21 protein-coding genes are annotated in these 24,099 nt (G+C 71.3%); 13 read left to right on the top strand and 8 right to left on the bottom strand.

Going from position 1 to position 24,099, the window contains the following annotated elements; all coding sequences use genetic code 11:
- Positions 1-77: 77 nt before the first annotated feature.
- Genes ACWCRA_RS28575 through ACWCRA_RS28565 form a run of 3 tightly spaced genes read left to right on the top strand, consistent with a single transcriptional unit; the run spans position 78 to position 4,853 of the window.
- Positions 78-1,772, top strand: a complete 1,695-nt coding sequence (locus ACWCRA_RS28575) for a class I adenylate-forming enzyme family protein (RefSeq protein WP_451068960.1) — start codon at positions 78-80, stop codon at positions 1,770-1,772.
- 44 nt (positions 1,773-1,816) lie between these two features.
- The gene (locus ACWCRA_RS28570; protein WP_351551105.1) at positions 1,817-2,962 is read left to right on the top strand and encodes an acyl-CoA dehydrogenase family protein; all 1,146 of its coding nucleotides are present in this window, start codon (positions 1,817-1,819) and stop codon (positions 2,960-2,962) included.
- A 25-nt stretch (positions 2,963-2,987) separates the two neighbouring features.
- Positions 2,988-4,853 carry an alkyl/aryl-sulfatase gene (locus ACWCRA_RS28565; RefSeq protein WP_351551108.1) on the top strand — a complete coding sequence of 622 codons (1,866 nt, stop codon included), beginning with the start codon at positions 2,988-2,990 and terminating at the stop codon, positions 4,851-4,853.
- 21 nt (positions 4,854-4,874) lie between these two features.
- Here the strand turns inward: ACWCRA_RS28565 and ACWCRA_RS28560 are convergent, their stop codons facing one another.
- From ACWCRA_RS28560 to ACWCRA_RS28530, 7 genes are all read right to left on the bottom strand, one after another.
- Complete coding sequence (locus tag ACWCRA_RS28560) at positions 4,875-6,023, bottom strand: CaiB/BaiF CoA transferase family protein (protein ID WP_451068959.1); 1,149 nt, start codon at positions 6,021-6,023, stop codon at positions 4,875-4,877.
- Positions 6,024-6,130: 107 nt separating this feature from the next.
- On the bottom strand, positions 6,131-7,288 hold the full coding sequence (locus ACWCRA_RS28555) for an acyl-CoA dehydrogenase family protein (RefSeq protein ID WP_451068958.1): 1,158 nt from the start codon (positions 7,286-7,288) through the stop codon (positions 6,131-6,133).
- A 103-nt stretch (positions 7,289-7,391) separates the two neighbouring features.
- Positions 7,392-8,195 carry an SDR family NAD(P)-dependent oxidoreductase gene (locus tag ACWCRA_RS28550; RefSeq protein WP_351551163.1) on the bottom strand — a complete coding sequence of 268 codons (804 nt, stop codon included), beginning with the start codon at positions 8,193-8,195 and terminating at the stop codon, positions 7,392-7,394.
- Between the two features lie 34 nt (positions 8,196-8,229).
- Complete coding sequence (locus tag ACWCRA_RS28545; protein ID WP_351551116.1) at positions 8,230-8,619, bottom strand: MaoC/PaaZ C-terminal domain-containing protein; 390 nt, start codon at positions 8,617-8,619, stop codon at positions 8,230-8,232.
- Positions 8,619-9,074, bottom strand: a complete 456-nt coding sequence (locus tag ACWCRA_RS28540) for a MaoC family dehydratase N-terminal domain-containing protein (protein WP_351551122.1) — start codon at positions 9,072-9,074, stop codon at positions 8,619-8,621. The genes ACWCRA_RS28545 and ACWCRA_RS28540 overlap by 1 nt, the downstream gene beginning before the upstream one ends.
- A 2-nt stretch (positions 9,075-9,076) precedes the next feature.
- Complete coding sequence (locus tag ACWCRA_RS28535; RefSeq protein WP_351551125.1) at positions 9,077-10,264, bottom strand: lipid-transfer protein; 1,188 nt, start codon at positions 10,262-10,264, stop codon at positions 9,077-9,079.
- Between the two features lie 298 nt (positions 10,265-10,562).
- Positions 10,563-11,891, bottom strand: a complete 1,329-nt coding sequence (locus tag ACWCRA_RS28530) for an MFS transporter (protein WP_451068957.1) — start codon at positions 11,889-11,891, stop codon at positions 10,563-10,565.
- A gap of 406 nt (positions 11,892-12,297) precedes the next feature.
- Between ACWCRA_RS28530 and ACWCRA_RS28525 the strand changes: the two genes are divergently transcribed.
- The 8 genes from ACWCRA_RS28525 (at position 12,298) to ACWCRA_RS28490 (ending at position 20,880) form a co-directional block, all read left to right on the top strand.
- Positions 12,298-13,068 carry a methyltransferase domain-containing protein gene (locus tag ACWCRA_RS28525; protein ID WP_351551131.1) on the top strand — a complete coding sequence of 257 codons (771 nt, stop codon included), beginning with the start codon at positions 12,298-12,300 and terminating at the stop codon, positions 13,066-13,068.
- A gap of 297 nt (positions 13,069-13,365) precedes the next feature.
- Positions 13,366-14,640, top strand: a complete 1,275-nt coding sequence (locus ACWCRA_RS28520) for a right-handed parallel beta-helix repeat-containing protein (RefSeq protein WP_351551134.1) — start codon at positions 13,366-13,368, stop codon at positions 14,638-14,640.
- Positions 14,641-14,801: 161 nt separating this feature from the next.
- The gene (locus ACWCRA_RS28515; RefSeq protein ID WP_451068956.1) at positions 14,802-15,758 is read left to right on the top strand and encodes a helix-turn-helix transcriptional regulator; all 957 of its coding nucleotides are present in this window, start codon (positions 14,802-14,804) and stop codon (positions 15,756-15,758) included.
- Positions 15,755-16,504, top strand: coding sequence for an SDR family oxidoreductase (locus ACWCRA_RS28510; protein WP_351551140.1), 750 nt, complete (start codon positions 15,755-15,757; stop codon positions 16,502-16,504). Before ACWCRA_RS28515 ends, ACWCRA_RS28510 begins: the two co-directional genes overlap by 4 nt.
- Positions 16,497-17,117 carry a hypothetical protein gene (locus tag ACWCRA_RS28505; RefSeq protein WP_451068955.1) on the top strand — a complete coding sequence of 207 codons (621 nt, stop codon included), beginning with the start codon at positions 16,497-16,499 and terminating at the stop codon, positions 17,115-17,117. Before ACWCRA_RS28510 ends, ACWCRA_RS28505 begins: the two co-directional genes overlap by 8 nt.
- Positions 17,118-17,220: 103 nt before the next feature.
- Entirely contained in the window at positions 17,221-18,009 is a 789-nt protein-coding gene (locus ACWCRA_RS28500; protein WP_351551146.1) for a DJ-1/PfpI family protein, read from the top strand.
- A 750-nt stretch (positions 18,010-18,759) separates the two neighbouring features.
- Positions 18,760-20,124 (top strand): hypothetical protein, encoded by a 1,365-nt coding sequence (locus ACWCRA_RS28495; RefSeq protein WP_451068954.1) that lies wholly within the window; start codon positions 18,760-18,762, stop codon positions 20,122-20,124.
- Positions 20,125-20,313: 189 nt separating this feature from the next.
- Positions 20,314-20,880 carry a hypothetical protein gene (locus ACWCRA_RS28490; RefSeq protein ID WP_451068953.1) on the top strand — a complete coding sequence of 189 codons (567 nt, stop codon included), beginning with the start codon at positions 20,314-20,316 and terminating at the stop codon, positions 20,878-20,880.
- Positions 20,881-21,645: 765 nt separating this feature from the next.
- Here the strand turns inward: ACWCRA_RS28490 and ACWCRA_RS28485 are convergent.
- On the bottom strand, positions 21,646-22,218 hold the full coding sequence (locus ACWCRA_RS28485; protein WP_451069010.1) for an ATP-binding protein: 573 nt from the start codon (positions 22,216-22,218) through the stop codon (positions 21,646-21,648).
- Positions 22,219-23,373: 1,155 nt separating this feature from the next.
- On the opposite strand from ACWCRA_RS28485, the gene ACWCRA_RS28480 reads away from it, so the two are divergent.
- Positions 23,374-23,655 carry a hypothetical protein gene (locus tag ACWCRA_RS28480; protein WP_451068952.1) on the top strand — a complete coding sequence of 94 codons (282 nt, stop codon included), beginning with the start codon at positions 23,374-23,376 and terminating at the stop codon, positions 23,653-23,655.
- 4 nt (positions 23,656-23,659) lie between these two features.
- A partial coding sequence (locus tag ACWCRA_RS28475; RefSeq protein ID WP_451068951.1) for a putative T7SS-secreted protein occupies positions 23,660-24,099 on the top strand: 440 nt, incomplete at its 3' end.

Genomic DNA, 24,099 nt, shown 5'->3' with positions numbered 1-24,099 from the left:
CGCGCCACCGGAGCCCGGCTCCACCACGCACCGAACATCCAGCGCCCCCGTCCACTGTGAAGCCGCCAGGAGAACCCGTGCCCCACGCTTGGCCGAAGAACATGCCGCCGTCCCTCGACATCCCGGATGTGGGCGTCGACGCCCTGCTCGCGGGCGCGGCCCGCGCGTATCCGGACCGCGTCGCCCTGCTGGACGGCGAGGAGTCCCTGACCTTCGCCGAGCTGCGCGCGGCGGCGCTCAGGGTGGCCGGCGGGCTGCGCGCCCGGGGCCTGGAGCCCGGCGACGCCGTGGCGCTGCACATGCCCAACACCTACTGGTATGTCGTGGCCTACTACGGCGCCCTGTGCGCCGGCCTCGCGGTCGCCCCGCTCAACCCCGCCCAGCCGGCCGCCGCGCTGCGCGCCCAGCTCGCCGACTGCGGCGCGAAGGCCGTCTTCACCCACCCCGCCAACGCCGCCGCGCTCCGCGAGGCCGCTCCGGAGGGGGACCGGCTCCTGGTCCACGTCCCCGGCACGGCCGCCGGGCCGGCCCCCTCGGACGCGGTCCTCTCCACGGGCTCCGTCCCCCTCGCGGAGCTGCTGTCCGGTGAGCCGCTGACGGACAGTCCCGTCGACCCGGAGCTGGTCGCGCACCTCCAGCTGACCGGCGGCACCACCGGACGGACCAAGGCGGTACGGGTGCTGCACCGCAATGTCGTCGCCAATGTGCTCCAGACCGGCTGCTGGCGCTCGTCGTCCCTGCCGAGCCTGGACACCGAAGGCGGCGTGCGGGTCACCCGCACCGACGATCCCGCGCCGGGGACGATCGTGCCGGGCCAGGGCTGCACCATCGCCATCGCGCCGTTCTTCCACGGCCTCGGCCTGGTCGGCCACAACAGCAACACCCTCCTCGGCGCCACCGCGGTCATCACCGGCGGCAGGTTCGACGCGGACCAGTTCATCCGCGACATCGAGCGCTACGGCGTCACCCATATGTCCGGCTCCCCCGCCATGTACCACGCCATGCTGCGCAGCCCCGAGCTGGGCAGACGGGACGTCTCGTCCGTACGCATGATCACCTCCGGTGCCGCGCCGATCGACACCACCGCGCTGGGCGAGCTGCGCGCGGCCTTCCCCACCGCCGGCGTCACCGAGGGGTACGGGCTGAGCGAGGCCACCATGGGCCTGACGGTGTCGCCCCCCGGAGCGGAGATCGGGACCCCGCTCGGGAGCGTGGGCGTCACCATCACCAACACCGAGATCGAGATCCGGGCCGAGGACGGTGTCACGGTGCGGGAGCAGGGCGGTACGGGTGAGATCTGGGCGCGCGGCCCGCAGATCGCCGACGGCTACCAGGACGAGCCCGAGCTGACCGCCGAGCAGTTCGCGGGCGGCTGGCTGCGCACCGGCGACATGGGCCACTTCGACGAGAACGGCTTTCTGTTCCTGGTGGGCCGGGCGAAGGACATGCTCATCTACAAGGGGTACAACGTCTATCCGCAGCCGCTGGAGGAGCTTCTCTGCTCCCACCCCGCGATCGCCCAGGCCTCGGTGGTCGGCCGCCCGCACCCCGAGTTCGGGGAGATCCCGGTCGGTTTCGTCGTCCTGCGCCCCCGGTTCGCGGCGGGGAGCGGCCGGGAGGTCCTCGACGAGGTGATGGCGCATGTCGCCGCACGGGTCGCCCCCTATCAGAGGGTCCGTGAGCTGCGGGTGGTGGACACACTGCCGCTGACACCGACCGGAAAGATCCTCAAGTCGCGGCTCAGAGAGTGTCTCCACGACGACCGCAGCTGACCCTGTGTCCCTTCCGCCCGACCCTTCAACGACAAGGAGAACCCATGGACAGCGCCAGTGCCGCGTTCGAACACATACTGGGAGCGGTCCGCCGCTTCATCCGCACGGATGTCGTGCCGCGCGAGCGCGAGATCGAGCTCGCCGACGAGGTCCCCGCCGACATCCGGCGCAAGGCCGTGGACATGGGCCTGTTCGGCTACACCCTGCCCGAGGAGTACGGCGGCATGGGCGCCCGGGTCGAGGAGGACGCCCGGCTGTGCTTCGAGTTCGGCTGGACCAGCCTCGCGTTCCGTTCGATGTTCGGCACCAATATCGGCATCGCCGGCCAGGTGCTGGTGAACCAGGGCACCCGGGAGCAGCGGGAGACCTGGCTGCCGAGACTGGCCCGGGGCGCGGTGGCCTCCTTCGCGCTGACCGAGGCCGAGGCGGGGTCCGATCCGTCCGGGATGACGACCCGCGCCGTGGACACCGGTGACGGGTGCTACGAGATCAGCGGGGCCAAGCGGTTCATCACCAACGCGGCGGTCGCCGACGTCCTCATGGTCTTCGCCCGCACCGGTGAGGGCGGCGGGACGACCGACGGCATCTCCTGCTTCCTGGTCGAGCAGGGCACACCGGGGCTCGTGATCGGGCCCAAGGACGCCAAGACCGGCCAGGCCGGCGCATGGACCTCCGAGGTCTTCCTGGACAAGGTCAGGGTCCCGTACGCGGCCCTCGTCGGCGGCACCACCGGCCGGGGCTTCGGCGCCGCCATGCGCTCCCTCGCCAAGGGCCGGGTCCATGTCGCCGCACTCTGCGTCGGCCAGGCCGCCCGGGCGCTGGAGGAGTCGGTGGAGTACGCCCGTCACAGCAAGCAGGGCGGGGAGCCCATCGGGCGGTTCCAGCTCGTGCAGGCGATGCTCGCCGAGAGCCGTGCCGAACTGGACGCGGCCCGCGCCCTGGTCCTCGATGTCGCCCGCCGGTTCGACTCCGGGGAGGACACCCGGATCGGTCCGTCGACGGCGAAGCTGTTCGCCACCGAGATGGCCGGCCGGGTCGCGGACCGCGCGGTGCAGATCCACGGCGGCATGGGCTACATGCGCGAGACCACGGTCGAGCGCATCTCCCGCGACGTCCGTGTGATGCGCATCTACGAAGGCACCAGCGAGGTCCAGAAGCTCATCATCGGCCGCGCGCTCCTGCGCGGCTGACTCCCCCTCCGCGAGACGGGACACCATGACCACCACACAGGAACCCGACTGGAACGACAGCGGCGACCGGGAGAACGCGCACCGCGGCCTGGTCGACCGGCTGGACCCCTGCGTCATCCGCGACGCCGCGGGCCGGGTCGTCTGGGACAACGACCGCTGGTCCTTCCTCACCGGGCAGGAGTGTCCGCCGACCGTGCACCCCGGTCTCTGGCGGCAGGCGGGACACAACACCGCGCAGGGGCTGTTCGAGGTCGCCCCCGGCTTCTACCAGGTCCGCGGCCTCGATGTCTCCAATATGACCATCGTCGAGGGCGACACCGGTGTGGTGGTCATCGACCCGCTGGTCTCCCAGGAGTGCGCTGCCGCCGGTATGGAGCTGTACCGCCGCAACCGGGGCGACCGCCCCGTCCGGGCCGTCGTCTACACCCACAGCCACGGCGACCACTTCGGCGGCGTGCTCGGGGTGACCACGCCCGGGGACGCCGCCGCCGGCCGGGTGGAGATCGTCGCGCCCGAGGGCTTCATGGAGCACGCGGTCAGCGAGAACGTCTTCGCCGGCCCCGCGATGCGCCGCCGTGCCGTCTACATGTACGGCAAGTCCCTGCCCCCGGGCCCCGAGGGCACGGTCGGTTTCGGTATCGCCCAGGCGCTCTCGACCGGGACCATCGGGCTGCTCCCTCCCACCCGCACCATCCACCGCACCGGCGAGGAACTGGTGCTCGACGGGGTGCGATTCGTCTTCCAGATGGCGCCCGACGCCGAGGCCCCCTCGGAGATGAACTTCTACTTCCCGGACCACAAGGTCCTGCTCATCGCCGAGATGGTCAACCACACGCTGCACAATGTGCTGACGCTGCGCGGGGCGCTCGTCCGGGACGCCCGCGCCTGGGCGGCGTACATCACCGAGTGCGTCGGGCTCTTCGCCGACGCCGAAGTCCTCATGGGCTCGCACACCTGGCCGACCTGGGGCCATGCCGAGGTGCGCCGTATCCTCACGGAACAGCGGGACGCGTACGCGTACCTCCACGACCAGACGGTGCGGCTGATGAACCGGGGACTGACGGGCCCGGAGATCGCCGAGGAGATCACCGCGTTCCCCGGGGAGCTGAACGCGGCCTGGAGCGTCCGGGGCTACTACGGCTCCCTCAGCCACAACATCAAGGCCGTCTACCAGCGCTACATGGGGTGGTTCGACGGCAATCCGGCCCATCTGTGGCAGCACCCGCCGGTCGAACAGGCCCGTCGTTACGTGGAGTTCATGGGCGGCGCCGACGCCGTCGTGGCCAGGGCCCGCCGGTCGTTCGACGAGGGCGATCCGCGCTGGGTCGCCGAGGTCCTGAACCATGTGCTCTTCGCCGAACCGGAGCACACCGGGGCCCGTGAGCTCCAGGCGCTGACCTTCGAGAGGCTGGGGCACGCCCAGGAGAACGGCGTCTGGCGCAACTTCTACCTCACCGGAGCCCAGGAGCTGCGGACCGGCTCCGACGGGCCCGCCGGCAGCGAACCGCACCACCGGAGCCCGGACATGCTCGCCGGGCTGACGACCGGGCAGATCTTCCAGTCCCTGGCCGTCCGCCTCGACGGGCCGCGCGCCGCCGCCCACCGGCTGCTGCTGCGGTGGGAGTTCACGGACACCGACGAGGTGTGGACGGTCCTGGTCGGCAACGGTGTGCTCACACCGATGCGCGGCGACGCCCCCGACGGGGAGGCCCCGCAGCTCACCCTGCGGCTGGAGCGCGCCACGCTCAACCGGATTCTCGCCGGGGAGACGGCCTTCGGCGACGGCATCGGCTCGGGCTCCGTGGTCACGGAGGGCGACACCGGTGTTCTCACCACCCTCCACGGGCTGCTGGAGGAGCCCCCGCGGCACTTCCCCGTCGCCCTGCCGTGACGGGCGGGTGAGCCCGGTCCGTCAGACGCGCGGCGCGAGGGCGTCGACGGTGTCCGCGTCCAGACCCGCCTCGGTGAGCACCTCGCGGGTGTGGGCGCCGACCACCGGGGCGGGTCGCGGAGTGGCGGCCGGTGTGCCGCTGAAGCGGGGCGCGGGGGCGGGCTGGAGGAGGCCGTTCTCCGTGTAGTACGTGCCGCGTGCCACGTTGTGCGGGTGGCTCGCGGCCTCGGTGAGGCCGTACACCGGGGTGACACAGGACGGGGTGCCGTCGAAGACGGCGGTCCACTCGGCGCGGGTCCGGCCGGCGAAGACCTCATCGAGGCGGGCGCTCATCGCGGGCCAGGCGGCGCGGTCGTGCTGCCGCGCGAAGAGCGGGTCGCCGGCCAGGCCGAGGACGTCCAGCAGGGCCGCGTAGAACGGTGGCTCGACGCTGCCGACCGCCATATGGCCGCCGTCGGATGTGCGGTACGTACGGTAGAAGGGGGCACCGCCGTCGAAGAGGTTCACGCCGCGGGCGTCCTCCCAGCGCCCCACCGCGAGCAGTCCGTGGATCAGGGCGAGCTGGACGGCGGTGCCGTCGGTCATGGCGGCGTCGACGACCTGGCCCCTGCCCGTGCGCTCCGCGCTCAGCAGCGCGGTGGTGATGCCCAGGGCGAGCAGCATCCCGCCGCCGCCCATGTCGCCGAAGAGGTTGAGCGGTACGGGCGGGTTCTCGCCGGCGGCGCCGAGGGCTCCGAGCGCACCCGCCACCGCGATGTAGTTGATGTCGTGTCCGGGCGCCTGGGCGAGCGGGCCGTCCTGGCCCCAGCCGGTCATCCGGCCGTAGACGAGCCCGGGGTTGCGGGCGAGGCAGATCCCGGGGCCGAGGCCCAGGCGCTCGGCGACGCCGGGGCGGAAGCCCTCGACGAGGGCGTCGGCGGTGTCGATGATCGCGAGTGCCGCCTCGACGCCCCGCGGGTCCTTCAGATCGAGGGCGACCGAGCGGCGGCCCCGGTGCAGGACCGGGTGCCCGGAGGCGGTGCCCGCCAGGGCCGGGCGGTCGACGCGGACGACCTCGGCACCCTGGTCGGCCAGGAGCATTCCGGCGAAGGGGCCGGGCCCGATGCCGCCCAGTTCGACGACGCGGATACCGGCCAGGGCGCCGGTGGTGGTGGATGCGGTGGTGCTCAAGTGACTCGGCTTCCTTCGGTTCCGGGAGGGCGGCGGGGGTGGAGCGGGCCGTCGCCCGGCCGGCCCGCGCGGGAGGAGCGGGGCGGCCGGGGCGCACGGGGAGCGGTCTACAGACCGAGGTCCTTGGCGATGATGGTCTTCATGACCTCGCTGGTGCCGCCGTAGATGCGGGAGACGCGGGTGTCGGCGTACAGCCGGGCGATGGGGTACTCCAGCATGTAGCCGTAACCGCCGTGGAGCTGGAGGCACTTGTCGATGACGCGTGCGGCGACCTCGGTGCCGAAGAGCTTGATCCTCGCGGCGTCGGCTCCGGTCAGCTCGCCGGAGTCGTCGAGTTCGATCCCCTTGTCGACCATGGCCTGGAGGGCCTCGACCTCGGTGGCGCACTCGGCGAGGACGAACTTGGTGTTCTGGAAGGCGGCCACCGGCTTGCCGAAGACCTGGCGCTCCAGCACGTACTCACGGGCGAAGGCGATGGCGGCGACGGCGGAGGAGACGGCGCCGACGCCGATCTGGAGACGTTCGCGGGGCAGGTTCCGTCCGAGGTAGGAGAAGCCCTTGTCCGGCTCGCCGAGGATGTTCCCGGCCGGGACGCGGACATCGGTGAAGGACAGCTCGGAGGTGTCGGAGGAGCGCAGACCGATCTTGTCGAGCTTGCGGCCGTAGGCGAAGCCCTCGCTGTCGGTCGGGACGACCAGCAGGCTCAGGCCGTGGCGGCGGTCCTCGGCGGTGGCGGGGGCCGTGCGGGCCGCGACCACGCAGAGTTCGGAGTTGCGGGCGCCGGTGATGAAGGTCTTCGCGCCGTTGAGGACGTAGTGCGTGCCGTCGTCGGACAGCGTGGCCGTGGTGCGGATACCGGCCAGGTCGGAGCCGGTGCCGGGCTCGGTCATGGCGATGCACAGCAGGGTCTCGCCGGAGGCGATGCCGGGCAGCCAGCGCTTCTTCTGCTCCTCGTCGGCGAGGTTCAGCAGATAGGGGAGGACGATGCCGGTGGAGACGCCGTAGTGGCCGAGGGAGACCCCGGCGCGCGCGCACTCCTCGGTGATGACGACCTGGAACTTGTAGCTGGTGTCACCGGAGCCGCCGTACTCCTCCGGGATGTCGAAGCCCATGACGCCCAGCGCGCCGAGCTTGCGGAAGAGGTCGCGGTCGACGAGGTTGTCCCTCTCCCACCGGTCGAAGTGGGGCACCACCTCGTTGGCGATGAAGTCCCGGATCATCGCCCTGAACGCCTCGTGCTCCCGGGTGTAGATGTTGCGCTTCATGACGGGTCCCTGGGTTCGTTGCGGAGTCGGTGCGGGGCGCCGCCCTCGGCCGTCGTCGCGGCCGGCCGGCGGGGCGGCGCCGGGGTCGGCGCGGTGGCCCGGGTCAGCGGGAACCGCCGTCGACGGTCACGACCTGGGCGCTGATGTAGTTGGCCTCCTGCGTGCAGAGCAGGTAGATCGCGCCGGCGGCCTCGGCCGGGGTCCCCGGGCGGCCGAAGGGGTTGGTGCGCCTGACGGCCTCGGCGATCTGCGGGCTGACACCAACCTTGATCCGGCGGCCCCCGATCTCCACGGTGGCGTCGTCGGCGGCGGTGGCCTCGGTCATCCGGGTCAGGATGAAACCGTAGGCCACGGCGTTGACATTGACCCGGTACCGGCCCCACTCCTTCGCCATGGTCTTGGTGAGGCCGATGACACCGGCCTTGGCGGAGGAGTAGTTGGCCTGGCCCGGGTTGCCGTACTGGCCGGAGGTGGAGGAGACGTTGACGACCTTGCGGTGGTACTCGGTCGGGTTCGCCCTGATGTAGGGCTGGGCGGCCCGCAGGATGCGGAACGGCGCCTTGAGGTGGACGTCGAGGATGGCGTCCCACTGCTCGTCGGTCATCTTCTGGATGACGGTGTCCCAGGTGTATCCGGCGTTGTTGACGATGATGTCCAGGCCGCCGAAGGATTCGGTCGCGGTGGTGACGAAGCGGTCCGCGAAGCCCTCCTCGGTGACCGAGCCGACGCAGGCGACGGCCCGGCCGCCGGCGGCCGTGATGTCGGCGACGGTCTCCTCGGCCGGCGCCTTGTCGAGGTCGTTGATGACGACGCTCGCCCCCTCGGCGGCGAGTTTGAGCGCGACCTCGCGGCCGATGCCCCGGCCCGAGCCGGAGACGATGGCGGTCTTGCCGTCCAGGGTTCCCATGATGTGCACAGCCCTTGTCTCGTTGCTGGATGTGTCAGTCGACGGTGACGGCGGCGGAGCCCCGGAGGCTCACGGTGCCGTCGGGGAGGAAGACCGTGAGGTCGAGGTGGGCGACCCCGTCCGCGACCCGCGTGACGGTGCCCGTGCAGACCGGGGTGGCGTTGACCGGGGTGATCGCGGAGAAGCGCACCCCGTAGGAGACGATCCGCTCCTGCGGGACCCAGTCGGTGAGCAGCCGGCCCAGATACGCCATGGAGAGCATGCCGTGCGCGAAGACATCGGGGATGCCCACGGCGTGACAGGCGTCGGTGTCGATGTGCACCGGGTTGTGGTCGCCCGACGCCCCCGCGTACAGCGCGAGCACGGTACGGGTGATCTTCGGGGCCTCCAGGCTGAGGCTGTCGCCCGGGTTCAGGGTGGGCATCACAGGGCCGCCTTCGGGTCGCGCACGACAACGGTGCCGGTGAGGGTGGCGATCGGCTCGCCGTCGCGGGTGACATGGGTGGCGCGCACGACGAACTGGAGCGCGCCGCCCTTCTTCGCGTACACGTCCGTGACCTCGGTCCGGAAGGTCAGCGGGTCACCGGCGTACGCCTGGGCGTGGTAGGCGAACTCCTGGCCGCCGTGCAGGACCGTGCGGACGTCGATCCCGAGGTCCGTGAGGAACGCGCCCCGGTCGGGGTTGTCCATCTCCAGGCAGAAGAGAAAGGTCGGCGGTACCGGCAGGTCCCGGTGGCCCGCCGCCGCGGCGGCGGCCGGGTCCGTGTAGACGGCGTCGGTCTGGCCGGTGGCCCGGGCGAAGAAGCGCAGCCGGCCGCGCTCGGCCCGGGTCTCGAACGCGTCGGTGCGGGTGCCGATGACGGCGGGGTCGATGGCCATGGTCAGTCCACCTTCTCGAACAGGGTGACGACTCCGGCGGTGCCGAGGCCGAGGTTGTGCTGGAGGCCGAGGGTCACGCCGTCGACCTGCCGGGCCCCGGCCTCGCCGCGCAGCTGCCAGGTGATCTCGGCGGTCTGGGCGAGTCCCGTGGCGCCCAGCGGGTGCCCCTTGGAGAGCAGGCCGCCGGAGGGGTTGGTCACGACCCTGCCGCCGTGGGTGTTGTCGCCGTCGAGGATGAACCTCTCGGCGCCGCCCTCCTCGCACAGGCCCAGGCCCTCGTAGGTGAGGACCTCGTTGACGGTGAAGCAGTCGTGCAGCTCGACGACCCCGATGTCCCGGGGGTCGACACCGGCCCTCTCGTAGACCTCCTGGGCGGCGGCCCGCGTCACATCGGTGCCGACCAGGGACATCGCGCTCTTCCTGTCGAAGAGGCCGGCGGCGTCGGAGTGGAGCGCCTGGGCGGCGATGGCGACCCTGGGCGTGAGGCCGTTGCGGGCGGCGAACTCCTCGGAGCAGACGATCGCGGCGGCGGCGCCACAGGTGGGCGGGCAGCACTGGAGACGGGTGAGCGGCCCGGCGATCCGCGGTCCGCCGAGGACCTCGTCCAGGGTGATCGGATCGCGGAAGACGGCGTAGGGGTTGTGGGCGGCGTGGGCGCGGGCCTTGACCGAGACCCTGGCGAAGGTCTCGGCGCTCATCCCGTACTTCTCCATGTACTCGACGCCGGCGGCGGCGAAGTACTGGGGGGTCATCGGCAGGTCCGGGTCGACGTCGTGGACCTCCCGCAGCGCCTCGGCGAAGTCGGTGAGCGGCAGCGGGCGGTCCTGCCACTTGGCGCTGAGGGCGCCGGGCGGCATCTGCTCGAAGCCGACGGCGAGCGCGCACTCGGCCGCGCCGCTCTCGACGGCCTGCCGGGCCAGCCACAGCGCGGAGGAGCCCGAGGCGCAGTTGTTGTTGACGTTGAGCACGGGCACCCGGGTGAGACCGAACCGGTAGACGACGCGCTGGCCGCAGGTGGAGTCGCCGTAGACGTACCCGGCGTACACCTGCTGGATGCGGTCGTACGACAGTCCCGCGTCCGCCAGGACGGCGCGCACCGCGCCCGCGCCCAGCTCGTCGTACGTCTTGGCGGCGCTGGGTTTGGCGAACGGGACCATACCCACTCCGGCCACCAGGGCTCTGCGACTCATAACATCTCCAGTTCCTAGTTAGCGCTCCTTCACTTTTCTCGGTAAGTTGCCTGCTGTCAAGGCATTGATGAGCACACCAATCGGTTTTCGTCGAGAATCAAGCCACTCTCCTTCCCGAGGCCCGCCCCCATGCCTCCCGCCGCTACGGTGTACCGGGAGCAGCCATAAGAAGCTGTTCACTTCCTGTCCCATGACAGACGGCGACCCGATGCGGAGGTGAATCCTTGATAACCACAGAACCGCCCACCGCTCGGATCGTTCCGAGCTGCGGGCGGTTCAGTCGGGGAAGCGGACCGGGTCAGGTTCCGGCGGTGAGTTTCCCGGCGTCCCGGTCCGGGTGGACGAGGATCAGCGCGATCACCGCACCGATGATCATCGTGACGCCGAGGACCAGGAATCCCTCCCCGTACCCCGCCGCGACGGAATCGCCCGAGGCGACCAGCCGGCCGATCACCATGGGGGCGATGATCCCGCCCAGGCTGTAGACGCCGGTGACGATGCCGAAGACGGTGCCGCGCTGGGCGGCCGGGACGACATCGGCGAGCCCGGCGAAGGCGACGCCGTACCCGGCGGAGTTCAGACAGGAGCCGAGGATGAGCAGCGCCATCTGCGGGGCGCCCCGGTCCAGCGAGGAGAAGCCGATGGTGCACACCCCGGAGGCGAGGACCAGCCCCGCCGGCAGGATGGCGCGAGTGACGCGGTTGCCGATCCCGCGCCGGGTGAGCACACGGGAGACCACTCCGGCGAGGATCACCGCGATGGCACTCCCCAGATACGGCAGGGCGACCAGGTTGCCCGCCGTCCTGGCGTCGTACCCCAGGCCCTCCTGAAGATAGAGCGGCAGCCAGCTCACCTTCACCGAGGTGTTGGCGTACGCCACGAAGAACAGCAGCGTCATGCCGATGAGCGTGCCGGTCCCGAAGAGCCGGGCCAGCGGCACCCGCTCCGGCAGCGCCGCCGGGGCTCCGGCGCCGTGGCCGTGGGAGTCGCCGGCCGCCTCCGGGCCGGAGTCGCCGGCGAGCAGCCACAGCAGGGCGACGGCCGCGCCGAACACGGCCAGGGTGCCGAAGGCCATGCGCCAGGAGTACTCCGCGATCACCCAGGTCAGCACCGGCGCCGCGATGAGCGGCCCGATGCCCGCGCCCGCGACGACGATCGAACTGGGGACCGCCCTCTTGTGGGCGGGGAACCAGGAGTGGGCGACCTGCATGGCCAGAGCCGTGGTCGGCCCCTCCGCGAAACCGAGGAGGACACGGCAGGCGATGATCGTGGTGAAGCCCGCCTGCGCGGCCATCGGCGCCAGGCTCAGCGCCCAGATGACCGCGATCCCCGCCAGCAGCCAGCGGGCACGGATCTTGCCGCCCAGCCAGCCGCCGAGGATGGACCCCACGGCGAAGAGCCAGAAGAAGCTGCTCTGGATCACGCCGAACTGGGCGTCGTCCAGGCCCAGATCCTTCTTCATGTCGACGCCGGCCAGGCCCACGACGACCTTGTCCGCGTAGTTGACGAGCATCAGACAGACCAGCAGGGCGAGGACCCCCCAGGCCCGGCGCCTGACGGAAGGGTCCTGGGTCCGGTCCGCGCCTCCTGAGGCCGAACCGGATTGCGCGTGCTGATCAACAGCCATGGGAGCCTCCTCGGAACACGACCTGGTGGCGTGAAGTGAACCACTCGTAACCTGTTGGAACAAGGCTTTGGGCAGGTATCCGGAAGTGCGGGACATCAGCCACTTCAGTTACTGACGATTAACTTGCTGCCCTCGGTCGCCGGCCATGGACGGGGACACCCTCCGGGGCCGGGAACGGAGGCCGGAGCCGTCCGCGCGGGAGGACGGGAGGAGAGTGACGGGAGGCCGGGGAGCGCGGGGGTTCGGGGAGCGTGGACGCGCGGAGACCGCCGATGCCCGGAGGGGGCTTGCGGCCGGGGCGCGCGCTCCGGCGGTCGCGGAGCGAATTCACCGTCCCGCTGCGCCACCGCGCCCGCGATCCTATGCTGGCACACCGAGGGTGGAGACGACCTGGGGGGCATGCCTCATGAAGGCGGCAGGCAGGGGAACGTCAGCGGTGAAGTCCGGGGTCAAGCGGCTCCTGGGGCGCACCGGATTCGACATCGTGCGCAGCGCCAACAATCTGGGGGGCGTCGACGACTTCATCCCGTTCGAGGCGACGATGCGGGCCGCGCGGGCGGCCGGACTGTCGGTCGGCGACCACATCGACGCGGTGATGAACGGGACGCCCGGCGCCACCCAGTCCACCATCGACGAACTGCGGGCTCTCGGCGTCTTCGCGGCCGGCCCGGACACGGCGCTGGAGATCGGCCCCGGGTCCGGACGGTACCTGGAGAAGACACTCAAGGAGTGCTCACCGGGCCGCTACGAGATATACGAGACGGCGGCGCCCTGGGCCGCGTATCTGGTGGACACCTTCGGTGTGATCGCCCAGCCGGCCTCGGGAAGCAGTCTCGCCCCGACGCCCGACGGCAGTGTCGACCTCGTCCAGGCCCACAAGGTCTTCAACACCGTGACCTTCCTCTGCGCCGTCCGCTACTTCTTCGAGATGGCCCGCGTCACCCGGCCCGGTGGCCGGATCGTCTTCGACGTCATGACGGAGACCTGTCTGGACCCGGCCACCGTGGGCACCTGGGCGACGCGGGGTGGCGCGGGGCACGGCTCGTACCCGGCCGCCATACCGCGCCGGACCTGCGTGGACCTCTTCGCGACCCTCGGCTGCCGGCTGGAGGCGAGCTTTCTGGCGCCCATGGGCGTCGCCTCCACGGAGGTGCTCGTCTTCGTGAAGGGGGCCTGACCGGAAGAGGGGCCGCGCCCGCCGGCCGGCCCGGGCGCGCGGCGGCCGGATTCCCCCACGGCATCCCCTGTCAGGGCAGAGACAGCAAAACGCATGGATGGGTGAATACAGCACCCAAATCCATGATTCGGACAATCTCCGCTCGGGTCAGGTCATTCTTTGCCGGTTCATAGCCTTCGGAAGGCCGTCGCTTGACCCTGTGCGGGAGGACGAGCCATCCGTCTCGTCGCCTGCCCCAGGGTCCGCACCCGGCTGCGCAGGCTCGGCCTGGCAACACATGGCAGAAGGAGTCCCGGCATGATCCGCCTCTCCAGAACGCTTCCTTCAGGGTGGTTCGCGGCGGCGGGAGCCGCCGCGCTGTTCAGTCTCTCGGTGCATCCGTCGACGGCCCACGCCGCACCGCTCTCCTGCGGCCAGACGGTGACCACCGGTGTGGTGCTCACCGCCGATCTGCTCGACTGCCCCGGCGACGGCCTGATCGTCGGCGGCAACGGCCTCACCATCGACCTCAATGGCCACACCATCGACGGCGTCGGCCTGGGTACCGGCATCCGCGTCAACGGCTTCGACGACACCCTCGTCACCAATGGCGGCGGTGCCCCCGCCCATGTGCGGCAGTTCGACCACGGAGCCCGGCTCGACCCCGGCGCCTCGGGCAATGTCATCGAGAAACTCACCATCCAGGACAACGAACTCTCCGGTGTCCAGCTCGACAACGCCGACACCGGCAACCGCGTCCGCGACAACATCATCGAACGGCAGGCCCAGCGGGGCGTCGTGCTGACCGGAGGGTCGAGCGGCAATGTGATCGCCGGCAACACGATCACCGCCAACCAGGGGGAAGGCGTCCTCGTACTGAACTCCGCCGACAACCGCCTGGAGGACAATCACATCGACGACAGCGGGGACGGCGGACTGATCCTGGAGGGCGCCGGCGGCAACAGCCTGCTGGGCAACACCGTCGCCAACAGCAGTGACGGCGCGATCGCCCTGCGGCTCGGCTCGAACGGCAACCTCGTCCAGGGCAATGTGTCCTCCCTGAACCAGGACGCCGGGCTGACCGTCTCCGACTCCACCGGCAACCGGCTGCTGTCCAACACGCTCCAGGAGAACGGCGACAGCGGGATCGTCCTTCAGTCCGCCGACGACAACACGGTCACCGGAAACGACGTCAGCAGAAACACCGGCGGCATCGAACTGAGCGAGTCCGACCGCAATCTGATCGAGTCCAACACCGCGGACCACACCAGCGGGGACGGCATCAGTCTGAAGCTCTCACTCGGCAACTCCCTGCGGCTCAACCAGGCCGGCCACAACGGATCACTCGGCATCCACATCGAGGGGGAGGCGGCACCCGGGACCGGCAACCGGCTGGTCCGCAACACCACCAACGCCAACCAGAGCGGCGGCATCCTCGTCTCGAAGGCCGTCCACACCCTTCAGTCCAACACCGCCAGGGACAACGACGGCTGGGGCATCTTCGCCGAGCCCGGCAACGCCGACGGCGGGGGGAACCGGGCGAGCGGCAACGCCGAGTCCGCCCAGTGCTCGGGCGTCGTCTGCGCTCCCTGACCCGAGGTCCCCTCCTCTCCTCTCCCTCCTCTCCTTCCCCGCCTCTCCTTCCCCGCCCCTCCTTCCCCGCCCCTCCAGCGGCGGACCGTGTGGCGTGATCGTTCAAGACACCCCGCGGGGCCGGATCTACCGTTGCCGGCAAGCGGGAGGAAGGAACGGTCATGGAGGAGTACGCGAGCGCCAGACTGCTCGAACTGGTCCAGCGCGCGCTGGCGGCCGAGGGCATCGACGCCGTCGCACCCGTGAGCGACGGGGCCCTGCTCCCGTTCGCGGTGAAGCGGGGATTCCTGACCGGCCTCGCCCGCGAGCACGGCCTCCTGCCGCTGCTCCGCGTCGGTTCGGCGCTGCCGGCGGTCTCGTCCGACCCCGCCGTCGCCGCGCTGCTCGGCGCCGTCACCCCGCACGACCTGTTCGAGCGATGGCAGCGGCTGGAGCGGTTCACCCACTCCCGTCACCGTGTGGTGGTCCGGGAGCGCGGTCCGGGGCGCCTCGTCGCGGAACACGCCGGACCGGAAGGGGAGGGGCCGGAGCCCGCCGAGGACGCCCTCGTCCTCGGCGTGCTGACGGCGCTGCTGCCGTTGTGCGGAGCACGGGACGTCGAGGTCGCCGCGGGCGGCGCCGTGCCGGTCACCGTGTTCTCGGACGGCGCCTTCACCGCGTCCCCTCCCCATCGGGACGGCGGTGTGTGGCGGTTCACCTGGTCGCACACCGCGCCCGTCGCGGAGGCCCGTGCGCAGGCCCCCGCACGGGACGTGGCCTCGCGTGCGCGCGGACTCCTCGCCGCCGACCCCGCGCGCCGCTGGAGGCTCGGATGTCTCGCCGCCGAGCTGGGCATCCCCCCACGGAGCCTCCAGCGGCGGCTGGCCGGCGCGGGAGGGTTCAGCGGACTGCTCGCGACGGTGCGCGCGGAGGCCGCGGCCGAGCTGCTCATGAGCGGCGGACACACCGTCGGGGTCATCGGATTCGCCTGCGGCTACGCGGACCAGGCCCACTTCACCCGCCACTTCAAACTCCGGACCGCCATGACCCCGGCGGTCTACCGCTCGGCGTTCCGGCGGCCCGCCCCCGACGAACCGGGGAGCCGCACCCGTGAACAGAGAAAGAGAAGGACCTCATGAACCTCACCGGCAGAACGGTTCTCGTCACGGGCGCCACCCGCGGCGTCGGCCGGGCGCTGACCCGGCGGCTGATCGCGCTCGGCGCGCGGGTGGTGGCCGTGGGCCGCGATCCCGACGGGCTCGCGGACCTCGTGGCCGAGCACGGCGACCGGGTGTCGGCCGAGCCCCTGGACCTCACGGACCCGGAAGCCGTCGACGCCTTCTGCGACGGGCTGCCCGGCCGTCACCCCGGCGTCTCCGTCGTCATCAACAACGCGGGGGTGCAGAACCTCAGCGATTTCCTCACCGCCCGGCCGGGCGACCTCCGGCCGGTCCTGCGCCGGGAGCTGGCAGTCAACCTGGACGCCGTGGTCACGCTCTCCACGGGCCTGCTCCCCCACCTCCGGGACCAGCCATCGGCGGCGATCGTGAACATCAGCAGCGGGCTGGCCGTCATCCCCAAGGCCTCGGCACCCGTGTACTGCGCCGCCAAGTCGGCGGTGCGGACGTTCACCCGCGCCCTGCGCTACCAGTGCGAGGACGCGGCGCCCCACATCAAGGTGATGGACGCGATCCTCCCGCTCGTCGACACCGACATGACCGCGGGCCGGGGCCGGGGCAAGATCAGCCCGGCGGAGGCGGCGCGGGCGGTGGTCGAGGGCATCCACCGCGAGCGGACGGACATCTATGTGGGCAAGACCCGTCTTCTGCCCGCCCTGATGCGCGTGGCACCGTCGCTCGGCTACCGCTCGCTGCGGCATGGCTGACGCCCGCACGGCGGCCGCGCGCGGCCGTCCCGCCACGCGCACCGCCCGCATCCTGATCCGGCTCGACCGCGCCGCCCACCGGCGGTGGTTCCTTCCGGCACTGGCCCTCTTCCCGCTCAGCGACTACGCGCTGCCGGCCCTGCCCAACCAGACACTGCTCATGGGGGTCTCGGCGCTCCACCCCCGGCGCCGGCGGATGATCGCCCTGACCTTCGTCACCGCTTCCGCCTTCGGCGCCTTCCTGACGGCGACGGCCGCGCAACTGGCCGGCCCCTGGCTGCTGGACGCGGCGAGGGAGCTGATGCCGGGCCGGGGTGAGCTGCGCGAGGCCGGCGCGTTCGTGGCACGCCACGGCGTCTGGGCCCTCGCCCTTCTCTCGCTCCTGCCGTGGACCCCCCGGGTCGCCGTCCTGGCCTGCGCCCTGGCGGGCGTCCCTCCCTGGTCCATCGCCCTGGCCGTCCTGGCGGGCCGCCCCCTGCCGGTGATCCTCCTCGCCGCGACGGGCGCCGGAGCACCTCGCCTGCTGCGCCGGTCCCGGCGCGCCGAACGCCTCCTCGCGGAGGTCCACGCGCGGCGCGTTGCCGCTCCCGGGGGACCCGCGGAGAAGGCCTGAGCGGGCGGGCGCCGCCCGGCGGGGCTCGGCACCCGGGAACCCGTCCACCGTCCCGTCCGACTTCTGGCACACAGACAGTGGGCGCGAGCGAGAGGGGCGAAGGATGAGTGATCAGTGCGGGCAGGACCGCCGTGAGGTGCTGCGGACCGTGGCGGGGGTGACGCTGGGAGCGGGGATCGCTGCCACCGTGGCGGCGGGCCCGGCGGCAGCGGCGGAGCGGGAGCGCCCCGGGGAGAGCGGGCGGAAGCGGGTGGAGGTGGCGGTGCTGCTGTTCGACGGGTTCACGGCGCTGGACGCGGTGGGACCGTACGAAGCGCTCTGCCGGGTTCCCGGTGTCCGGGTGACGACGGTGGCCGTCCGGGCCGGTCTGGTCCGAACGGACACCGGCGAGCTGGGGATAGCCGCGGAGAAGTCCTTGCACCAGGTGACGCGTCCCGACGTGCTGGTGGTCCCCGGCGGCGGCGAGCGCGGGACGACCGCCACGATGGCCGACACCCGGATTCTCGACTGGATACGCCGGGTGCACCGGCGTACCGACTGGACCGCTTCGGTCTGCACCGGTTCCCTGATCCTCGGTGCGGCCGGACTGCTGCGCGGGCTCCCCGCCACCACGTACTGGGCCTCGCGCCCCTATCTGAAGGACGTGGGGGCGATCTACACGCCGGGGCGTTTCGTCGAGGCCGGAAAGATCATCACGGCAGCGGGGGTGTCCGCCGGGATCGACATGGGTCTGCACCTCGCCGCCCGCCTCTCGGACGAGAAGGTCGGCCGCGCGATGGAGCTGGCGCTGGAGTACGACCCGGTGCCCCCGTTCGGCACCGGTAACTCGGATACGGCGGACGGGGAGACCCGGGCGCTGGCGTTGAGGCTGCTCGCGGACTCGGCGGTCTGATCCCCTCGGCCCCGGCCGCCGCCGTGCGGGACACGGACCGGCCGGGGCAGGTCGATCCGTGCCCGTCGGGGGTGAACGCCCCGGGCGGTACGGCCCGGACGGCGGTACGGCCCGGACGGCGGTACGGCCCGGACGGCGGTACGGCCCGGACGGCGGTACGGCCCGGACGGCGGTACGGCCGGGACGGCGGTACGGCCCGGACGGCGGTGCGGCCGGGGCCGGCGGATCACCGGTGCCGTCACGGCCCGCCGGCCCGGCCCCGGCGCTTTCGACGGCACCGGCGGGCCCGCGCGCCGGCTCCGGCGCGGAGAGAGCCACCGCGCCGGAGCGCGGCACCCTCGCGGGGCGGGGGGGGGAACCCCCGGAGCCCCAGCCGTCCCCCGCCTCCACGGGGCGGGGCGCACAGCGCGAGGGCGGGTACTGATGTTGACGATTCCGCCCCGACGCGCGGTATCGCGGTGCCATGCTGAACGCGCTGACGCGGGGATGTGCGCCGCGTCGGCTGTCGGGCATGTGCAGACCGTCGCGGACCCCTCCCGGGGCGCTGAGCAGGTCGGGGCCGGGTGGCCCACCTCCTGGTCGTCAGCGCTCGCGGCGCGGTCCGCGGCTGTTGGCCGCCCCGCCACGGTTTCCCGAGGGGCTGGCCGGTCCCCGCCGTCGCGGCGCGGATCAGGGAAGGGGAACACCATCATCATGTCTTCACGCTCCGCCTTACGCCGCCCGGTGCCACGTGTCGGGTCGCGCCGGCGGTTGACCGCGCTCCTGGCCACGGGCACGCTGCTCTGTTCCGGGTTCGTCGCGGTGGCCGTCCCGGCCGCGACCGCCGCCCCGGAGCGCGCGGCGGCCCCGGTGGCGTACATCGCCAACAGCGAGTCGGACGATGTATCGGTCGTGGACACCGCCACCGCCGCGGTGACCGCGACCGTTCCCGTCGGTGACAGGCCCTCCGGGGTGGCCGTGGCCCCCGACGGCGGCCGGGCCTATGTCACCAACCGTGGCTCCGGTTCGGTCTCGGTGATCGACACCGGGACCGACGCCGTCACCGCCACGGTCCCCGTCGGCGATGGCCCGTTCGGGGTGGCGGTGACGCCCGGCGGCGGCAGTGTCTATGTCACCAACTTCCTGTCGGACTCGGTCTCGGTGATCGACACCGCCACCAACACCGTCACCGCGACCGTCCCGGTCGGCACACTGCCGAACAGCGCCACGGCCGCCCCGGACGGCAGCCGTGTCTACGTCAGCGGCGGCGCCGCGGTCTCGGTGATCGACACCGCCACGAACACGGTCACCGCCACCGTCCCCGTCGCCCGGGCCAACGGTCTCGCGGTGACCCCGGACGGCAGCCGGCTCTATGTCAGCACCCAGCACGCGGGGGTGGCCACCGTGATCGACACCGCGACCAACGCCGTGACCGCCACCGTCCCCGTCGGGAGCACTCCCTTCGGCGCCGCGGTGTCCCCTGACGGCTCCCGTGTCTACGTCGGCAACATCGGCGGCAACAGCGCCTCCGTGATCGACACCGCCACCGGCACGACCGTGGCCACCATCGATGTCGGCGCCACCCCGATCGGCGTCGCGGTGACCCCCGACGGCGGCGGACTGTACGTCGCCAACAGTGGCAGCGGCACCGCATCGGTGATCGACACCGCCACGAACACGGTCACCGCGACCGTCCCCGTCGGCAGTGGACCGTACGCCGTCGCGTTCACCCCGGCCGCCACGGCCTCCGCGGACATCGACGTCGACATCACCGCCCGGCCGAGCCTGGGCATCCTGGTCCCCTATCTCACCTACACCCTGACCGCCCGTGACCTGGGCCCGGACGCGGTGACCACGGCCACCGTCACCGCGAAGCTGCCGTCCGGCGCCACCGCGACCCGGCTCTCCCCCGGTTGCGCCGCCACGGCCGGAACCGTCACCTGCGCCTTCGGCACCATCGCGGCGGGAGCCGACGTGAGCAAGACGTTCCGCGTCCCCCTGGGCCTGCTGTCCCTCGGCCCGGTGAAGGTCACCGGCACCCGGACCGCCTCCTCACCCGCCGACCCCAACCCGGCCAACGACAGCGCCTCCTCCCACTGCACCGTCGTCTCCGTCCTCCTGGCCACCTGCTCCTGACCGCCCAGGCCCCGGCCCCGGCGGGCAACCGAACCCACCGGGGCACCACCCGTTTCCCACGGGCGCGGGAGCGGCGGGGAGCGCCGCGTCCGCGCCTTCGCCGGCAGCGGCCGTGCGGAACGCACCGTGGCGACCGGCCAACGCGGTTGCGGGACACGGTGCACCGCGGAGATCCCCTACCCTCACCTCATGTCTCTCACCGTTGATCAATTGACCGGGTACGTGAACGGGGAACTGCGCCGCGATCTGGCACGCTGGTTCCCCGACGCGCCCCGGGTCGACATCCCGGCGTCGACCCGCCCGGTCGAACCCTTCCTCGCCAAGCTCCCGCCCAGCGCCGCGACCGCGCTGGCCGGCTTCGACCGTGCCGTCCGCTCGGGCTCCCTGCCGCAGTGCCTCGACATATACGACTGGTCGTACGCCTTCGACTTCGAGGCCAACGACTGCCGCATCCTCGACTCCGACGGTGAGACCGAGCTGTCCGACGACGATGTGTGGTCCATCGGCGCCGACGGCGGAGGCAACTACTACACCGTGCTGACCAGCGGCCGGGTCGCGGTGTGGTTCCACGAGGAGGAGGTAATCGAGGCGGGCACGCAGTTCGACAACCTCGATGTCTTCCTGTGGTCGGTGGTCCGCCACCACGCCGTGCGGGCGGGCGTCCTGGACCTGGCGACGGTCGAGGCGGACTTCCACTCCCTGGGACAGCCCGGGGCCCTGGCACCGGGGGTCGGTCTGCTGGCCCTTCTGCGCTGAGGCGGGAACGCCGGGGGTGGCATGCCGGCGGCCCGGGGGGCCCTGAGTCGGGTCACCCTCAGAGCCCGGACTCCGGGGAGCCGGCCCTGCGGCCGCCCGGACCGCGACCCGGCCGGGAACGGCCGCCGTCATCCGATGGTGGCCGTTCGTCATCTCCCCTGGCAGTCCTGGCGGTCGGGGTCGTCGGCATGGGAGCTGTCACGACGCGAGCCCGCCCCGGGCCGGTTGCGGAAGTGCCTGATTCCCGATATCCGGTTCGACCGGTCTCACCTGAACTTATTACGGACGTACCGTCCAGTCGTCGCAGGCCACGCACCCGGTATCTCCATCGGAACGGCGAACATACTGACGCGAGCGCGCAGCAGGCCTCCCTCTCGCCAAGACCCCCGGCACCCGTGCAGCGGAGAGCCTGAAGGGCTCGGCCGGAACGGCCCGATCGCCCTCCCCGGGGACGCGTCCCAGCACTCCCAGACCCCGGCGGTCCCGAGGAAACCGTTCATGACGACGTGCCCGGACCGGCCGCCCTGACGGTGCGTCCCGCAGCGTCCGCCGGTGTGCGCTCGCCCCCGATACGTCTCCAGCACCCGCCATGACATCGCATCGGCAACCGTCTGATGAGGAATGGGAATTGCGGCACAGGGTGGTTGGACGCGGACATGTCTGTGGAGCGGGCCACCGGCTCCTCGTGTGAGGAGCCCCTCGGGCGCTGCCTCGTTGGCCACGGCGGTCACGTGTGCACGGTGGCCGACAGAGCGCCCCGGGCCGTCACCGGGGGTGCGGACGGAACAGTGACGCACACGCGGAACCCGACCGACGAATGGCTGATCGGAGCGGATTTGGTGTCTCCGGTCCTCGCTCCGCCCCCGGCTGCGGAGAGTCTGAGGCGCGCTGAAAATCTACAGCGACCCTCAACCCAGCGGAGGCTCGGTGAATCACGACCCGATCGGCAAGACCGAAGACGATGTCAAGACCTCGCCCATTCTCAGCCTCACCGTCATAGCCCTTCCAGCGAGGAGTGCCATCCGTTCCACCCTCATCCACAACCGACAAGGTAACGACCCGCTCCGACACCGCGAACTCCAGACAGAATTCACCGGAAGCCAATCCACTGGCAGTATGTTTGATGGCGTTCGCACTCAACTCGCTCACAATCAATAATGCGTCATCTAAAAATGGTTCGCCCTGCAACTCGCCGCGTGTCCAATCGCGGGCTCGGCCGACCTGTTCGACACGACCTGGGAACTTCTTCTTCAGAAGATGAGGCTCGGCCTCCTCGTGCGAGTCCAGCCAGCATCCTGATAGGAACTTGCTCGAGATGGCTCCCCGCGTAACACACACGCAGGTCAATAGCTTCAATCCCACCACATCAACCCCCTCTTGCAAGGATGCCGAATGACCAGGCACGCAGGGTCCCCTGCACAGACCCCGACCGCTCCTGTTGGTCACGAGGTTCAGCTGCTAACCTCTCTGTCAACCTCAGGTCCCCGCGCAGGCGGGGATGGTCCCCGATCTCTTTGCGTCGGCTGCTTCGAACCGTCACATTCCCCGTCCAAGCGGGGATTCTTCCCATACAGAGTCATGAACTGCATTCGTTCACTCCTACAGAAATCATGCCGATGGCTGACCCCTCGCAGGCGTTCCGGGGCAGGAGGGTTCGAGGCATCCGTACCCAAAGAGATCGCGAGAATTACTACATTTCTCGCGATCTCTTTGGATGCGGTCGACAACGGCACCCAAAGAGATCGGTTCCCAAACATTCGCTTCCCTCTTCGTTCAGGTCGTGGGCCACTTCCCACCGAAGAAGCGACAGCAGCGGGACCGTCAACAGGGAGACTCCAGGCCGGACCAGCCGAGTTCACTATGCGGCATCGCCCTGCCAGCCCTGTGGGCGTCCTCATGGAAACGGCGTCGCCCTCGCTGTAATGGACATCCGTCATGGGAAGTTGAACGAGCCTCGTCACTCTCGCGCATCACTCACCACAGGGATCGGCGCTCTCCGCTCTGGACCCCGTGGGGCACCGCGGAGATCGGGCTACCCGACCTGAGGGCACGACGTCTGCCAGCACCTGAAGCGCACGCGTCACACTTGGCTCTCGATGCCTTCCGGACAGAGCATTGCGCAAGAGGGCGAGCCCCGGATCGAGCACCTTATGAGCTACCCGGTCCCCAGCCCACCATCGCCTGACAGGCCCGCCTGCTACTGCCAGCGGGGCGCCCAGTAAGGGCCCGGTCGGCTAGCCTGCCTGTACGTATCCAGTAACCGCTGTAAAGGACACACCGTAGTTTGGGGGATCGACAATTTCCCGAAGAATGGGTTGCCCAGAACCCCGCGTTCTTCCCGGCTGAATGCCCTGGCAGGCTCGCGTGGCCGATCATTGGACACGTCCCCGGAGACGTCGCCGGACCCGCCCTTCACCGAACACCCCCTTCTGTGGCCAGTTCTCCCACCGTGTCCTACGGTGCTGGTGGGTTCGAGAGCCGGAGGGGGGTTCCGTGACGGGTGCGGGTGCGGAGTTGGCGGAGCGGATCGCCGGGCGGCGGGCGGGGGTGTGCGGGTTCACGGACGTGGAGGCGCTGGCGCGGTTCGCGGCGGGGCGGGTGTGGAAGGACACCGGGCGGGCCCTGGTGACCGAGGGCATCGGCGGGCAGCGCGCGAGTGCGCTCAACGATCTCGCCGGGGTGGACCGGGAACGGTTCGACCGGGCCGTGGACCAGACCTTCGGGCCGTCCCCCGAGGAACGCGCCCGGCAGCAGCGGGACGGTGGGGAGAGCTGAGGTCATGGGTATCGGGGACATCGTCAGTGATCTGACGCCGGATGTGGTCGAGGACGCGGTCGAGAAGGGGACCGAGTGGGCCGGTGAACGGGTCGAGGACGCCGGGAACTGGACCGCCGACCGGCTCGACGACATCGGCTGGGAATCCGGCTCCGACTGGGTACGGGACAAGTCCCGGTCCCTCGCCAACCGCATGGGCGCCCAGGTCGACGAACTCGACCTCGGCCAGAGCGAGGACAGGACCGAACTGGTCCACGGGTCCCCGTCGAAACTCCGCTCGACGGCCTCACACCTGAAGGATCTCCAGAAGGCCTTCGACAGTGTCGGCACCGGGCTCGCGGGGCTGGACTCCTCCGCGCTCAGGGGCCAGGCCGCCGACGCCTTCCGGACCACGGTCAGGATCGAACCCCCCAAGTGGTTCAGAGCCGCCGACGCCTGCGGCAA

Source organism: Streptomyces sp. NPDC001889, assembly GCF_053594535.1.
Note: the sequence above shows the minus strand (reverse complement) of the source record. Positions and strands in the feature narration are given on the sequence as shown.